This window comes from Streptomyces sp. NPDC002564 (assembly GCF_042889645.1).
GTDB lineage: Bacteria > Actinomycetota > Actinomycetes > Streptomycetales > Streptomycetaceae > Streptomyces.
Genome location: NZ_JBIARE010000004.1, coordinates 76,059 through 91,151, shown reverse-complemented (window position 1 = coordinate 91,151; position 15,093 = coordinate 76,059). Strand labels below are relative to the sequence as shown.

Below are 15,093 nucleotides of genomic sequence, written 5' to 3'. Positions count from 1 at the left end.
GGGCCGGGCGCGCGGCGGGCGGCGCCCGGGCCGCGGGAGGGGCTTGCACCTCACGTGACGTGAGGACCCAGGCTGGACCGCGTACCGCAGGAAGAAGGGCGGAGGCCATGAGCTACCCCGTGGGACAGGTCGCCGGTTTCGCCGGGGTGACCGTGCGCACGCTGCACCACTACGACGAGATCGGCCTGCTCGTGCCGGGCGGGCGCAGCGGCGCGGGGCACCGGCGCTACGACGACGCCGACCTGGACCGGCTGCAGCAGATCCTGTTCTACCGGGAGCTCGGCTTCCCCCTCGACGCGGTGGCGGCGCTCCTGGACGACCCGGACACGGACCCCAGGGACCACCTGCGCCGTCAGCACGAGCTGCTGACCGGCCGCATCCGACGGCTCCAGGAGATGGCCGCCGCCGTCGAGACCGCCATGGAGGCGAAGAAGATGGGCATCAACCTCACGCCCGAGGAGAAGTTCGAGGTCTTCGGGGACCACGATCCCGAGCAGTACCAGGAGGAGGTCCGCCGGCGCTGGGGCGACACCGAGGCCTACCGGGAGTCGCGGCGCAGGTCCGCCGCGTACACCAAGGACGACTGGAAGCGGATCAACGACGAGATGGCCGCGGTCCACGCGCGCGTGGGCGACCTGCTGGCCCGGGGCGTCCCGGCCGGCTCCCCGCAGGCCATGGACGCGGCGGAGGAGCACCGCCGCTTCATCTCGGCGAACCACTACACGTGCTCGCACGACCTGCACACCTGCCTGGGCGAGATGTACGTCGACGACGAGCGCTTCACCGCGTTCTACGAGGCGATCCGGCCCGGCCTGGCGGTGTACCTGCGGGACGCGATCCTGGCGAACGCGGCGCGCGCCCGGTCCTGACCGGGCCCCCGGCGCGGTCCGGGTCCGCCCCGCCCCTCCTGGCCCCGGCTCACTCCGGGGCCAGGACCACCGCCGTGCCGTACGCGCAGACCTCGGCGGCCCCGTCCAGCGCCTCCGTCACGTCGAAGCGGAACATCAGCACGGCGTTGGCGCCCCGCGCGCGTGCCTGCTCGACGAGGCGGTCCATGGCCTGGTTCCTGGTCTCCACGAGCGTCTTGGTCAGCCCCTTCAGCTCGCCGCCGATCATCGACTTCAGACCCGCGCCGATCTGGCTGCCCAGGTGCCGGGAGCGGACGGTGAGGCCGAACACCTCCCCGATGACCTGCTGCACCCGGTGGCCGGGCACGTCGTTGGTCGTCACGACCAGGACGTCGGACTGCGGATCGAGGCCGCCGCCGAAATCTTCGATACCCATGCCCCACAGCTTTGTCCTGGTTGGCGTGGAGTGCACCCTGGGAAGTGCGCGGTGCGCCCGGGGAGGGGGAAGGTGGAACCTGCCCGGGGGACTTCGCGTTGATAACTTTGGGCGGCTGCACCCGCCGCCGCACCGCCCCCTCACCCTTCAGGAGCCCGGAACCGTGACGACGCTTGCGCTCGGACCAAGCTGGCTGGATCCGGATTACCTGCTGAACCAGTTCGGCCTGTGGGGCCTGCTGCTGATCGTCTTCGCCGAGTCGGGCCTGCTCATCGGCTTCTTCCTGCCCGGTGACTCGCTCCTGTTCACCACCGGCCTGCTGATCACCACGAACAAGCTGGACACCCCGCTGTGGCTGGCCTGCGTGCTGATCTGTCTCGCCGCGATCCTCGGCGACCAGGCGGGCTACCTCTTCGGCAAGAAGGTCGGCCCCTCGCTCTTCAACCGCCCGGACTCCAAGCTCTTCAAGCAGGAGAACGTGGTCAAGGCCCACGACTTCTTCGAGAAGTACGGGCCGAAGTCCCTGGTCCTGGCCCGCTTCGTGCCGATCGTGCGGACGTTCACGCCGATCATCGCCGGTGTCTCGGGCATGCGGTACCGCTCGTTCATCACGTTCAACATCATCGGCGGCGTCATGTGGGGCGCGGGCGTCACGCTGCTCGGCGCCTGGCTCGGCAACATCGAGTTCGTCCACAAGAACATCGAGGCCATCCTCATCCTGATCGTCCTCGTCTCGGTGGTGCCGATCGCCATCGAGTTCCTGCGGGCGCGCAGCAAGTCCAAGAAGGCCGCGGCCGAGGACGCTGCCCCGGGCACGCCCCCGGCGCAGCAGCGCGGCCGCCACGCCAAGCGCTGACGACCGCCCCGGCCGACCGCCCCGGCCGCCTAGAAGCCGCGCGTCCGCTTGGCCGCGCGGCGGTTCACCGCCGAGGTGGCGCCCGGCACCTTCAGGATCAGCCGGGAGACCTCGCTCCCCAGGTTCACGCCGATCGCGATCGCCAGGGCCGTCGCGACCGCCTTGGTGAGCGAGTTGATGCCCGTGTTCAGGTCGTTCTGCGCCAGCGCGAGCAGCCCGAAGTACGTGGCGCTACCGGGCAGCAGCGGGCCGATCGCGGCTGTCACGTACGGCAGTGAGGACGCGAAGCGGTAGCGCGAGAAGAGCTGGCCGAACAGCCCCACGAGGCCGGCCGCGATGGCCGTCGCCGCGACCGGCGAGAGCGCGAGCGGGGTCTGCGCGAGGGCGCCGAACATGATCCAGGCGATACCGCCGTTCAGGGTCACGATCAGCACGGTGTTGCGTTCCTGCTGGAGCAGGATCGCGAAGGCGAGGCTCAGCGCCATGGACGCCAGGATCTGGATGACCGGCCGCGACGACGTCACGCCGAACTTCGTCTCCGGGGTCAGGTTCGTCGCGTCGAGCATCACGCCGAGCGACAGCACGAGCAGCACGCCGCAGACGATGCCCACGATGAGGTACATGACTTCCAAGAGGCGCGCGGCCGCGGTGATGTAGTAGCCCGTCAGACCGTCCTGCACGCCCGCCACCAGGGCCCGCCCCGGGATCAGCGCGAAGAGCCCACCGGTGATGACCGCGGAGGCCATCGACGCCTCCGTGTGGACGAAGCTGAGCGCCACACCCATCAGGGCGGGCGGCATCGCGGCGCCCACGAACTGGTAGAACTCCGGCAGTCCGCGCCCCGCGCACAGCCACGCGAGCCGGTCGCCGAGCATCGCGCCGACCGCGGCCACCAGGAAGACCAGCGCGCCACCGCCGACGAGCACGGACGCGGAGCCCGCGAGCAGCCCGCTGGACGCCGTGAGCGCCCAGCCGGGGTAGGGGTGACGGTTGCGCCGGATGCCCGCCAGGCGGCGGTAGGCCTCCTCCAGGGAGACCTCGATGTCCGGGTCGCTGATGTCGTCCACCAGGTGGAAGACGGCCGCCAGACGGGTGTAGTCGGTGCCCCGGCGGCGCACCGTCCTGGAGGCCGTGACGGGGTCGTCCACCAGCGAGGGCTGGTGCGAGATGGACAGGAGCGTGAACGTCACGTTCGGCTCGCAGCGGTCCAGGCCGTACGAGCGGCAGACGGCGAACATCGCCGCCTCCACGTCCTCGGCGCCCTCGCCGCCCGCGAGCAGCAGCTCGCCGATACGCAGCGTCAGGTCGAGCACGCGCGGCACGGCGGGACCGGTCTCGTCCTCCTGCTTCTGCGCCGCCTCCGGAGCGGGCCGCTCCGCCACCGGCATGCGCAGCATCGTGCGCATCTGGTCCTGCCACGGCACCTCCTTGGTGAGCTTCACCAGGGGGATGCCCTGCGCGGGCGTGAAGGCCTGCGGGGCGTTGCGGGAGCTGTAGGTGTGCGGCGTGGTGAACGCCGACTTCTCGGTCTCCTGGGTCGTCGAGGACGGTGTCGCGAGACCGGTCGGGATGGCGAACTCGGATGTCGTCTGGGACTCGTCCTCAGGAGCCGGTGGCTGCGCCACCACCCCGCTGGGCTGCACGAAGGCGCTGCGGGCCTCGTCCGACTGAGGCTTTCGGTCCTCGGCCTCCTGCTCGGCCACTGATGCCCTCACTTCTCATACGACTCTTTACGCACCCTCCGTATGGCCAGTATGGGCACAGATACACGAACGGGCCGCGCGACCCCCGTTGGGTCACGCGGCCCGTCCGGGGCGGGGTGGCTCAGTGGCCGCCCTCGTCCTTGAAACGCTTGTAGGAACGCTCGATCTCGGACTCGGCGTCCGCGCGGCCGACCCAGTCGGCGCCCTCGACGGACTTGCCGGGCTCCAGGTCCTTGTAGACCTCGAAGAAGTGCTGGATCTCCAGGCGGTCGAACTCGGAGACGTGGTGGATGTCGCGCAGGTGCTCCACACGGGGGTCGGAGGCCGGGACGCAGAGCAGCTTGTCGTCGCCGCCCGCCTCGTCGGTCATCCGGAACATGCCGATCGCGCGGCACTTGATGAGGCAGCCCGGGAAGGTCGGCTCGTCCAGGATGACCAGGGCGTCCAGCGGGTCACCGTCCTCGCCGAGGGTGTTCTCGACGAAGCCGTAGTCCGCGGGGTAGCTGGTCGACGTGAAGAGGCGACGGTCCAGACGGATCCGGCCGGTCTCGTGGTCCACCTCGTACTTGTTCCGCGAACCCTTCGGAATCTCGATGGTGACGTCGAACTCCACGGGTGGCTCCTCCATGATCAGCACATACTTCGGGTGATTAAGTGTCCCTCACGCAGATGTGTGATCGCGAAAGGGGCTGGTCGTCGTGCCGGAGCTCAAGCCTTGGCAGCGGCCTGCACAGCTTTTGAGACAGCTGTCCAAGCCTTCCGCCGACAAGCTCTCCGGGTTCTCCGGAAAGCTCACGACCTTGCAGCTCACGGCTGGTGCCGCCGCCTTCGGCCTGGTCATCGCGGCCGGGGCGGTGGCCGCGGCCGGCCCGTGGGACTCCTCCGGTCAGCGTACGGCGGAGCGGGACCGGGCCGCTTCCCAGGAGGCCTGGGGTGGCGCAGATCACGCCGGTCGCGCGGCCGGCGGCGTCCCCCGGTCGGCCCCGAGCGCCCCTTCCGTGCTCGCCGGGCTCGGCGCGCCCGCGGGCACCGCGCCCTCGCCGACGGACGGCGCCCTCGCGGAGGTGCTCGATCCGCTCCTGAAGGACCCCGCGCTCGGCCCGGAGCGTTCGGCCGTCGTCCTGGACGCGGCCTCCGGCAAACGGGTCTACGGCAAGGCCACCGGGGACGGCCTGACGCCCGCGTCGACCATCAAGATCGCCACGGCGGCCGCGGCGCTGTCGGCCGCGGGCCCCGACCACCGCATCGCCACGAAGACCGTCGTCGAGCCCGGCTCCTCCGACCGTCCGGACGTCGTCCTGGTCGGCGGCGGCGACCCCACGCTCACCGCCCGCAAGGACGGCCGCTACACCGACACCGCGGCCAGCCTGCGCACGCTCGCCGAGGACACCGCCCGCGCCCTGAAGAGCCGCGGCATCGACGAGGTGACCCTCTCGTACGACACGTCGCTGTACTCCGGGCCCGCACAGCACCCGATCGGCCCCAACGAGAACCTCACGCTGGTCAGCGCCCTGATGGCCGACGAGGGCCGGCTCGACGACTCCTCCAGCGGGCCCGCCCCGCGGTCGGGGGACCCGGCGGTCGACGCGGCGAAGAAGTTCGCGGGCTTCCTGAAGGACCACGGCGTCGAGACCAAGGCCGACCCCGGTCCGTCCAAGGCGTCCGGCCGCGCGGAGTCCCTCGCCAAGGTCGAGTCGCCGCCGCTGGCCGCGCTGGTCGAGCGGATGCTGACGCACAGCGACAACGACATCGCCGAGGCCCTCGCCCGGCAGGCCGCCGTCGCGGCGAAGGAGCCGGTCAGCTTCGACGGCGCCGACCGGGCGGTCCGCGCCCAGCTCGCGAAGCTGGAACTGCCGCTCTCCGGAGCGAAGTTCGCCGACGGCAGCGGCCTCGACCGGGCCGACCGGATCTCCGCCGAGCTGCTCGCCGCGCTCCTGGACCGCGCCGCCGACCCGGCCCGCCCCGAACTGCGCCCGATCGTGACGGGCCTGCCCGTGGCGGGCTTCACCGGCACGCTCGTCGACCGCTACCCCAAGGAGTCGCCGGGCACCGGCGTCGTCCGCGCCAAGACCGGCACGCTGACCGGCGTGAACAGCCTGGCGGGCACGGTGGTCGACGCGGACGGCCGCCTCCTGGTCTTCGCCTTCATGACCACCGGCACCACCGACCCGCAGGGCGCCCAGAAGGCCCTGGACCACATGGCCTCGACGGTGGCCAACTGCGGCTGCCGCTGACCCCGGCCCCGGAGGGGGGGGCGAGGCGCGAAGCGCCCGTCCAGGGGTGCGGGGAACCGGCGCCCCGGGAGCCCCTAGGGGCCCGCTCCGGGGCAAGGCAGGGGGCCAACCCCCTCCGCCGGAGGGAGTCAGCACGTACCGTTGACGCATGACGAGCATCGGTGGTGCGGAGATGGTCGACTGGAATCTCGCGGTGGCGACCGCGACCCGGCTCGTACGGCCGGGCCCAGAGGTGAGCCGCGACGAGGCGCGAGCCGTCGTCGCCGAGCTGCGCCGGCATGCGAAGTCCTCGGAGGAGCACGTCCGTTCCTTCACGGGCCTCGGCACGGAGGACACCCACGACACCCCGGTCCTGGTGGTGGACCGCGCAGGCTGGGTCCGGGCCAACGTGGCGGGTTTCCGGGAGATCCTCAAGCCCCTCCTGGACAAGATGCAGGACCGGCGCGGCCCCGGCGGCGCCGTCCTCGGCGCGGTCGGCGGCAAGGTGACGGGCGTGGAGCTGGGCATGCTCCTGTCCTTCCTCGCCTCCCGCGTCCTCGGCCAGTACGAGACCTTCGCCCCGCCCACCCGAGAGCTCCCCGCCGGGGCGAACGGCGGCGGCAGGCTCCTCCTCGTCGCGCCGAACATCGTGCAGGTCGAGCGCGAGCTGGACGTGGACCCGCACGACTTCCGCCTGTGGGTCTGCCTCCACGAGGAGACGCACCGCACCCAGTTCACCGCCGTGCCCTGGCTGCGCGACCACCTCGAAGGCGAGATCCAGTCCTTCCTCGGCGAGACCGAGGTCGACCCGATGACGGTCCTGGAGCGCATCAGGGAGGCCGCCCAGTCGCTCGCGGGCGGCCGCGGCGAGCCGGACGCCGAGGCGGAGGAGGGCGGCCGTTCCCTCGTCGAGCTGGTGCAGACCCCCGCCCAGCGCGAGATCCTCGCCCGTCTCACCGCCGTGATGTCCCTCCTGGAAGGCCACGCGGACTTCGTGATGGACGGCGTGGGGCCGGACGTGGTGCCCTCCGTCGGCGAGATCCGCGAGAAGTTCAAGGAGCGCAGGGCGCGCGGCGCGAGCCGCCTCGACCAGGCGCTGCGCAAGCTCCTCGGCCTCGACGCGAAGCTCCGGCAGTACCGGGACGGCGAGCGCTTCGTGCGCGCCGTCGTGGGCGAGGTCGGCATGGACGGCTTCAACCGCGTATGGACTTCGCCGAACACGCTCCCCACGAAGGCGGAGATCGCCAAACCGGCGGACTGGGTCGCGCGGGTGCACCGTAAGGGAGACTGAGAGGCCGGATGAGGCCGACGGCAGGAGAACGCCCCCGTAATCACCCGTCCGAGGGACCGTAGGGGATGGGTAGGCGTGCAATGCTCGGGGAACGGCTCGGCTCTGTCACCATCGACACACTCTGAGTGACCGAACTCGAGGGGAAGAAGGACTCCGCTGGGTCCCGATCCCCCGGGTGGGTCCTGAGTGACTGATCCGAGGCTCACCCCCCGAACTTCACGAAGGGAACCGGACATGGGTCCCCATCCTGCGGTCGCGGCGATACGCCTGGCGGTCCGCCGCGTACTCCACGACGTACTGACCGACGTACAGCGCAGCACCGAGAACGACCCCCCGCACCCCCCGCACGAGCAGCCCCCGCAACCGCTCGTGCTCGTCGCGTGCTCCGGCGGCGCCGATTCCATGGCGCTCGCCTCCGCCCTCGCCTTCGAGGCCCCCAAGCTCGGCATCCGGGCCGGCGGCGTCACCGTCGACCACGGCCTGCAGCCCGGCTCCGACCTGCGCGCCGCCGAGGTCGTCGTCCGCCTCACCGCCCTCGGCCTGACCCCGGTCGAGGCGATCGCCGTGGACGTGGGCCGCGACGGCGGACCCGAGGCCGCCGCCCGCGACGCCCGCTACGCAGCCCTGGATGCCGCCGCCGAACGGCATTCGGCCGCTGCCGTCCTGCTCGGCCACACCCGCGACGACCAGGCGGAGACCGTCCTGCTCGGCCTCGCCCGCGGCTCCGGGATCCGCTCGCTGTCCGGAATGGCGGCGACCTCGGGGGTCGCCGGCCGTTACCGCCGCCCCTTCCTGCCCATCGACCGGCAGACCGCCCGCAAGGCCTGCATGGTCCAGTCGCTGCCCGTCTGGGACGACCCGCACAACGCCGACCCGGCCTACACCCGCTCCCGGCTGCGCCACGAGGGCCTGCCCGCCCTGGAGAAGGCGCTCGGCAAAGGTGTCGTCGAGGCACTCGCCCGCACGGCCCAACTGTCCCGGGACGATGCCGACGCCCTCGACACCTGGGCCGCGCAGGCCGACACGACCGTGCGTGACGCCGCCGGGCTCCTGGAGTGCGCCAAGCTCTACGCCCTGCCGCCCGCCGTGCGCCGCCGCATCGTGCGCCGTGCCGCCATCGACGCCGGGGCGCCCGCGGGCTCGCTCTTCGCCCGGCACATCGAAGAGGTCGACCGCCTGATCACCGGCTGGCGCGGCCAGGGAGCCATCAATCTCCCGGGCAAAGTCGTGGCCCAGCGGCAGGGTGGCAGACTGGTGATCCGGCAAGGCTGACGAGGGACCCGTGTTCGCCGCGGGGCCCGTCGGCCGGTGGGACGACCGAAAGTGATGCGGGTGGACGCGAAAGACATGGGCACCGACCTTCAGTCGGTGCTCATCACCAAGGAAGAGATCGACGCGAAGCTGGCAGAGCTGGCCGCGAAGATCGACGCGGAGTACGCGGGCAAGGACCTGCTCATCGTCGGGGTCCTCAAGGGCGCCGTGATGGTCATGGCGGACCTGGCGCGCGCGCTGTCCACCCCCGTCACGATGGACTGGATGGCCGTGTCCTCGTACGGCGCGGGGACCCAGTCCTCCGGCGTCGTGCGGATCCTCAAGGACCTGGACACCGACATCAAGGGCAAGCACGTCCTGATCGTCGAGGACATCATCGACTCCGGTCTGACGCTGTCCTGGCTCCTGTCGAACCTCGGCTCGCGCGAGCCCGCCTCCCTCGAGGTGTGCACGCTGCTGCGCAAGCCGGAGGCCGCGAAGGTCGCCATCGACGTGAAGTGGATCGGCTTCGACATTCCCAACGAGTTCGTGGTCGGTTACGGCCTCGACTTCGCCGAGAAATACCGCAACCTCCCGTTCGTCGGAACGCTCGCCCCGCACGTCTACGGCGGCTGACGTTCCGCAGGACCGCGCATGACACCGGGGAACCCTCACCCGTTTCCCCGCGTTGAAGCATGCGAAGGCGGGATTGCCAGCAGTCCCGGACGTCTTCGGGTCACAATGCTGGGGTACCGTCCGAAGAACAGTCTTTATCAAACTCACTATGGCAGGAGGGACGGGGCGTCATCGCTCCGTATGGATGGACGTGAAGCGATACTTCCGTGGGCCAGTCATGTGGATCGTGCTGGCCGTCCTTGCCGTGGTCGTGTTGATGCAGGTCGTCGGCTCGTCCGGTGGCTACAAGACGGTGGACACCGGCCAGGTCGTCCAGGCGATCGACAAGAACCAGGTCGAGTCGGCCAAGCTCACCACCGGTGACGAGCAGATCATCAAGGTCGAGCTCAAGGACGGCCAGAAGGTCAAGGACAGCAGCAAGATCCAGGCGAGCTACATCGGCGACCAGGGCGTCGACCTCGCCAAGTCCCTGCAGGCCAAGTACGAGAGCAAGGACATCCCGGACGGTTACACCGTCTCCCCGTCGAAGCAGAACCCCTTCGTCGGCATCCTGCTCTCCCTGCTCCCCTTCGTCCTCATCGTCGTCGTCTTCCTGTTCCTGATGAATCAGATGCAGGGCGGCGGCTCCCGGGTCATGAACTTCGGGAAGTCCAAGGCCAAGCTCATCACCAAGGACACCCCGAAGACGACCTTCGCCGACGTGGCGGGGTCCGACGAGGCCGTCGAGGAGCTCCACGAGATCAAGGAGTTCCTCCAGGAGCCGGCGAAGTTCCAGGCCGTCGGCGCCAAGATCCCCAAGGGCGTGCTCCTCTACGGCCCGCCCGGTACGGGCAAGACGCTGCTCGCGCGCGCCGTCGCCGGCGAGGCCGGAGTGCCGTTCTACTCGATCTCCGGTTCCGACTTCGTCGAGATGTTCGTCGGTGTCGGTGCCTCCCGTGTCCGTGACCTCTTCGAGCAGGCCAAGGCGAACGCCCCGGCGATCGTCTTCGTCGACGAGATCGACGCGGTGGGCCGCCACCGCGGTGCCGGTCTCGGCGGTGGTCACGACGAGCGCGAGCAGACGCTGAACCAGCTGCTCGTCGAGATGGACGGCTTCGACGTGAAGGGCGGCGTCATCCTGATCGCCGCCACGAACCGGCCCGACATCCTCGACCCGGCGCTGCTGCGCCCCGGCCGCTTCGACCGGCAGATCGCCGTCGACCGCCCGGACATGCAGGGCCGCCTGGAGATCCTCAAGGTTCACCAGAAGGGCAAGCCCGTCGCCCCGGACGTCGACCTGTCGGCCGTCGCGCGGCGCACCCCGGGCTTCACCGGCGCCGACCTGAGCAACGTGCTCAATGAGGCCGCGCTGCTGACCGCCCGCAGCGACAAGAAGCTGATCGACAACTCCATGCTGGACGAGGCGATCGACCGCGTCGTGGCGGGCCCGCAGAAGCGGACCAGGATCATGTCCGACAAGGAGAAGAAGATCACCGCGTACCACGAGGGCGGACACGCCCTGGTCGCGGCCGCTTCACCGAACTCGGATCCGGTCCACAAGATCACGATCCTCTCCAGAGGCCGGGCCCTGGGTTACACCATGGTCCTGCCCGAGGAGGACAAGTACTCGACCACGCGCAACGAGATGCTCGACCAGCTGGCGTACATGCTGGGCGGGCGCGCGGCCGAGGAGCTCGTCTTCCACGACCCGACGACGGGCGCGGCGAACGACATCGAGAAGGCCACGACCACCGCACGCGCGATGGTCACGCAGTACGGCATGACCGAGCGTCTCGGCGCGATCAAGTTCGGCGGGGACAACACCGAGCCGTTCCTCGGGCGCGAGATGGCGCACCAGCGGGACTACTCGGAAGAGGTCGCCGCGCTGGTCGACGAAGAGGTCAAGAAGCTCATCGAGACCGCGCACAACGAGGCCTGGGAGATCCTCGTCGAGAACCGCGACGTTCTCGACAACCTGGTCCTCCAGCTCCTGGAGAAGGAGACCCTCGGCAAGGAGCAGATCGCCGAGGTCTTCGCCGGGATCGTGAAGCGTCCGGCCCGCCCGGCGTGGACCGGCTCCTCGCGGCGCACGCCCTCGACCCGCCCGCCGGTGCTCTCCCCCAAGGAGCTGTCGCTGACGAACGGTGCGAACGGCGCCACCCCCGCGGTCACCGCGGGCACGGAGCAGCCCCTCGAGGTGGCCCCGGAGGACCGCCCCGAGAGCTGATCCCACCTGCCTCAGCAGGCCCGGAATGGATGCCGCGCCCCCCTGGTTCTAGCCTGGGGGGCGCGGCTTCTTTCGTACGCCCGCATTGGCACCCTCACACCCGTGGACAGGCAGACGCGGGTACGCACAGGAACGAGGCACAGATGACCGACCCCGTGACGCTGGACGGCGAGGGCTCGATCGGTGAGTTCGACGAGAAGCGGGCCGAGAACGCCGTGCGTGAGCTGCTGATCGCCGTGGGGGAGGACCCCGACCGGGAAGGCCTCCTGGAGACCCCGGCGCGCGTGGCGCGGGCGTACAGGGAGATATTCGCGGGCCTGTGGCAGAAGCCGGAGGACGTCCTGACGACGACGTTCGACCTGGGGCACGACGAGATGGTCCTGGTGAAGGACATCGAGGTCATGAGCTCCTGCGAGCACCATCTGGTGCCCTTCGTCGGGGTGGCGCACGTCGGCTACATCCCTTCCAGCGACGGCAAGATCACCGGTCTGTCGAAGCTCGCCAGGCTCGTGGACGTGTACGCGCGCCGCCCGCAGGTCCAGGAGCGCCTGACGACACAGATCGCCGACTCCCTGATGGAGATACTGGAGCCGCGTGGCGTCATCGTGGTCGTGGAGTGCGAGCACATGTGCATGACGATGCGAGGCGTGCGCAAGCCGGGCGCCAAGACCATCACCTCCGCGGTCCGCGGCCAGCTCCGCGACCCGGCGACGCGCAACGAGGCGATGAGCCTGATCATGGCCCGCTGAGCCGGGTCCGCCCGCGGGACGTTTCCCCGCACATGCGCCCGACTCGCCGGTGGGGAGCGGGAGTTGTGACCGAAACGGGTCGACAGGGCGGCGCGGTGGCCGAAAGACTGCGTGTATGACGAACACGCATGAGCGGTCACCGGAGCACGGGCGCGCGCCGCCCACCCGCACCCTGGGCGGCCTGAAGGTCTCGGCCCTCGGCTACGGCGCCATGGCGCTGTCCCCGGGCATGTACGGCGAGGTCGACGACGAGCGCGGCGAGCGGGCGGTCCGCGCGGCCCTGGACGCGGGCGCCACCCTCATCGACACCTCCGACGGGTACGGCGCCGACGGGCACAACGAACAGCTCGTCGGGCGGGCCCTGCGGGGCCGCCGCGACGAGGTCGCGATAGCCACCAAGTTCGGCTTCCGGCTGCCGGAGGGCGTCGAGCCGCACCCCTTCCCGATCGGCTACGCCTTCGGGGAGCTCGCGGTCAACGGCGACCCCCGGCACGTACGCGGCTACGCCGAGGCGAGCCTGCGCGGCCTGGAGACGGACCGCATCGACCTGTACTACCCGCACTTCCCGGACCCGCAGGTGCCGCTGGAGGACACCGTGGGCGCGGTCGCCGAGCTGGTGGAGGCCGGCCTCGTGCGCCACCTCGGGCTCTCGAACGTGACCGCGGGACAGCTGCGTGCCGCGCATGCCGTGCACCCGGTGGCGGCGGTGCAGATCGAGTGGTCGATGTGGAAGCCCGCCGAGCCGGAACTCCTGGCGACGGCACGCGAGCTGGGGGTCGGGCTCGTGCCGTGGTCGCCGCTCGGCGCCGGGTTCCTGACCGGCACGGTCGGCCGGGTCGGGGAGGGCGACTTCCGGCAGAACGCGCCGCGCTTCGACGCGGCGAACCTGAAGGCGAACAACGACCGCTTCGCGCCCGTGCGGGGCCTCGCCGGGGAGCTGGACCTGACCCCTGCCCAGCTGGCCCTGGCCTGGCTGCTGCACCAGGACCCGAACGTGGTGCCGATCCCCGGCAGCCGCACCCCGGCCCACATCGAGGAGAACCTCGCCGCCGCCCGCGTACGCCTGGACGCGGACGTCCTGGCGCGCCTGGACGGCATCCTGGCCGGGACGCAGGTGGAGGGCGGGACGCTCCTGTAGCGGGAGCTGCCGCGGGTGCCGCTGTGGGTGGCGCCCGCGGCCGTCGGGGGCCGGTGCGGCGGCTCCTAGGCCGCGGGGGCGGCCGTGCCGCCGTGTTCGTCGTCGTCCTCGGGGAGCTTGCAGACCCGCTCCATGAAGAAGGCGGCCGCTATCACCGCGATGCCCATCAGGACCGAAAGGCCCGCGTAGATCGCCTGGTCGCGGCGGGGCGGGACGTCGAGGAACTCGAGCAGGAACGCGCCCGTCCCGCCGTACATCCCGGCGACCAGGGCCGCGACCAGGGCGCTGGCCTGGCCGAAGACCAGGGCGCGGGCGGCCATCATCGGCTCGACGCCCTTGGCGCCGGGCCGCCGCTCGCGCTGGGCGCGCAGGCGGGAGCGGATCGAGAGCGCCGTGGCGAGCAGGACGACGGCGATGACCGCGAGCACGATCGGCGCGGCCAGCGGCACGCGCGGCAGCGTGCCCACGGAGTCCCACAGGCGCGCGCCCGACCAGGACAGCACTCCGGCCGCGAAGAAGAGGCCGACCAGCGTCCTGATACGCAGTTGCTTCACGGATGACCCTTCATCGGCTTGCTTGCCTCGACCGCCCTCTGCGACGACTGTCAACGGCTGTCAACGACTACTAACGACTACTCGGGCAGCCGGAGTTCCAGGTCCACGCGGGGCGCCACGCCCTCGCGGGTGACCGCGCCGAGGAGCTCCGCCACCGGACCGCGTCCTGCCAGCTGGGCCTCGGGCTCCACGTCGTGCCAGGGGGCGAGCACGAAGGCCCGCTCGTGCGCGCGCGGGTGCGGCAGCGTGAGCTCCGGGTCGTCGGAGATCACGTCCGCGTACGCCACGATGTCCACGTCGATCGTGCGCGGGCCCCAGCGCTCGTCGCGGACGCGGTGGAAGGCCTCCTCGACCGCCTGCGCGCGCTCCAGGAGCGAGGCGGGCGGCAGCGTCGTCTTCACCACGACGACCGCGTTGAAGTACGAGGGCTGGCTGCCGGGATCGACGCCCCACGGCTCCGTCTCGTACACCGGGGAGACCGCCTTGACCCGCAGGCCGGGGGTGTCCTCCAGGGCGTCGACGGCGCCCTGGAGGGTCTCCAGGCGGTTGCCGAGATTGCTGCCGAGGGAGATCACGGCTCGCTTGGGGTTGGACAGGGTGCTGTCCGCGGCGTCCACCTGTGCGACCACGGAGGTGGGCACCGGCTGGACGGTCGGGTCGCTCTGACCCGCTTTGAAGGGCGCAGTCATACTCGGCTCCGGGTGATGGTGACGGTCACGTCGTCGAAGGGGACGGTGATCGGGGCGTCCGGCTTGTGGACGCACACCTCGACCTCCAGGACTCCGTCGTGCTTCAGACACGCCTGGGCGATGCGCTCGGAGAGCGTCTCGATGAGGTCGACCGGCTCGCCCTCGACGACGGCCACGACCTCCTCGGCCACGACCCCGTAGTGCACGGTCTTCGCCAGGTCGTCGTCGGCCGCGGCCGCTCGCGTGTCCAGACCAAGCACCAGGTCCACGATGAAGGTCTGGCCCTCTTCGCGCTCCCGCGGATAGACACCGTGGTGCCCGCGGGCCTTGAGGCCGCGCAGCGCGACACGATCCACGCGAATCACTCCTGCAATCGTCGGTATCGGCAGGCCTGCACCGAGTGCGGTCGGCACACCAGCCTCGATCGAATCTACCTGCGAGCACCGACAGCGCTCGCCCGCGGGGCCCGTAGGACGCCGCGGTACAGGCAGGTCGAGCCGCCGTTCCGCGGCGGCTCCTGGCT

General features: G+C 71.0%; 15 protein-coding genes. 9 read left to right on the top strand and 6 right to left on the bottom strand.

The genetic code is table 11. From position 1 onward, the window contains the following. Positions 1–107: 107 nt before the first annotated feature. Positions 108–869 carry a MerR family transcriptional regulator gene (locus ACFYXE_RS15630; protein ID WP_389312696.1) on the top strand — a complete coding sequence of 254 codons (762 nt, stop codon included), beginning with the start codon at positions 108–110 and terminating at the stop codon, positions 867–869. Positions 870–918: 49 nt separating this feature from the next. Here the strand turns inward: ACFYXE_RS15630 and ACFYXE_RS15625 are convergent, their stop codons facing one another. Further along, positions 919–1,284: a YbjQ family protein gene (locus ACFYXE_RS15625; protein WP_361171158.1), complete on the bottom strand. Its 366-nt coding sequence runs from the start codon at positions 1,282–1,284 to the stop codon at positions 919–921. A 163-nt stretch (positions 1,285–1,447) separates the two neighbouring features. Here ACFYXE_RS15625 and ACFYXE_RS15620 point away from each other — a divergent pair, with 163 nt between their 5' ends. Further along, positions 1,448–2,140 (top strand): DedA family protein, encoded by a 693-nt coding sequence (locus tag ACFYXE_RS15620; RefSeq protein WP_389312694.1) that lies wholly within the window; start codon positions 1,448–1,450, stop codon positions 2,138–2,140. 29 nt (positions 2,141–2,169) lie between these two features. Here ACFYXE_RS15620 and ACFYXE_RS15615 read toward each other — a convergent pair whose 3' ends face one another. Beyond that, a complete protein-coding gene (locus ACFYXE_RS15615; RefSeq protein ID WP_389313632.1) occupies positions 2,170–3,843 on the bottom strand; it encodes a threonine/serine exporter ThrE family protein in 1,674 nt (557 codons plus the stop codon). Positions 3,844–3,964: 121 nt separating this feature from the next. Then, on the bottom strand, positions 3,965–4,456 hold the full coding sequence (locus tag ACFYXE_RS15610; RefSeq protein ID WP_361171204.1) for an inorganic diphosphatase: 492 nt from the start codon (positions 4,454–4,456) through the stop codon (positions 3,965–3,967). Positions 4,457–4,589: 133 nt separating this feature from the next. Between ACFYXE_RS15610 and dacB the strand changes: the two genes are divergently transcribed. The 7 genes from dacB (at position 4,590) to ACFYXE_RS15575 (ending at position 13,327) form a co-directional block, all read left to right on the top strand. Beyond that, positions 4,590–6,077, top strand: coding sequence for a D-alanyl-D-alanine carboxypeptidase/D-alanyl-D-alanine-endopeptidase (gene dacB, locus ACFYXE_RS15605; protein ID WP_389313629.1), 1,488 nt, complete (start codon positions 4,590–4,592; stop codon positions 6,075–6,077). Between the two features lie 148 nt (positions 6,078–6,225). After that, a complete protein-coding gene (locus ACFYXE_RS15600) occupies positions 6,226–7,347 on the top strand; it encodes a zinc-dependent metalloprotease (protein WP_361171152.1) in 1,122 nt (373 codons plus the stop codon). Positions 7,348–7,581: 234 nt separating this feature from the next. Next, positions 7,582–8,619: a tRNA lysidine(34) synthetase TilS gene (gene tilS / locus ACFYXE_RS15595; protein WP_389312692.1), complete on the top strand. Its 1,038-nt coding sequence runs from the start codon at positions 7,582–7,584 to the stop codon at positions 8,617–8,619. Between the two features lie 54 nt (positions 8,620–8,673). Continuing rightward, positions 8,674–9,234: a hypoxanthine phosphoribosyltransferase gene (gene hpt / locus ACFYXE_RS15590; protein ID WP_150175769.1), complete on the top strand. Its 561-nt coding sequence runs from the start codon at positions 8,674–8,676 to the stop codon at positions 9,232–9,234. A gap of 184 nt (positions 9,235–9,418) precedes the next feature. After that, positions 9,419–11,440, top strand: a complete 2,022-nt coding sequence (gene ftsH, locus ACFYXE_RS15585) for an ATP-dependent zinc metalloprotease FtsH (protein WP_361171141.1) — start codon at positions 9,419–9,421, stop codon at positions 11,438–11,440. Positions 11,441–11,583: 143 nt separating this feature from the next. After that, positions 11,584–12,189, top strand: coding sequence for a GTP cyclohydrolase I FolE (gene folE, locus ACFYXE_RS15580; protein WP_361171138.1), 606 nt, complete (start codon positions 11,584–11,586; stop codon positions 12,187–12,189). Positions 12,190–12,304: 115 nt separating this feature from the next. Continuing rightward, positions 12,305–13,327, top strand: coding sequence for an aldo/keto reductase (locus tag ACFYXE_RS15575; RefSeq protein ID WP_389312689.1), 1,023 nt, complete (start codon positions 12,305–12,307; stop codon positions 13,325–13,327). Between the two features lie 65 nt (positions 13,328–13,392). On the opposite strand, the gene ACFYXE_RS15570 is transcribed toward ACFYXE_RS15575, so the two are convergent. The 3 genes from ACFYXE_RS15570 to folB form a co-directional block, all read right to left on the bottom strand. Then, entirely contained in the window at positions 13,393–13,881 is a 489-nt protein-coding gene (locus ACFYXE_RS15570) for a DUF3180 domain-containing protein (protein WP_361171132.1), read from the bottom strand. A 77-nt stretch (positions 13,882–13,958) separates the two neighbouring features. Then, positions 13,959–14,570 carry a 2-amino-4-hydroxy-6-hydroxymethyldihydropteridine diphosphokinase gene (gene folK / locus ACFYXE_RS15565; RefSeq protein WP_389312686.1) on the bottom strand — a complete coding sequence of 204 codons (612 nt, stop codon included), beginning with the start codon at positions 14,568–14,570 and terminating at the stop codon, positions 13,959–13,961. Further along, positions 14,567–14,926 (bottom strand): dihydroneopterin aldolase, encoded by a 360-nt coding sequence (gene folB / locus ACFYXE_RS15560; RefSeq protein WP_150217102.1) that lies wholly within the window; start codon positions 14,924–14,926, stop codon positions 14,567–14,569. Before folB ends, folK begins: the two co-directional genes overlap by 4 nt. Positions 14,927–15,093: the final 167 nt, after the last annotated feature.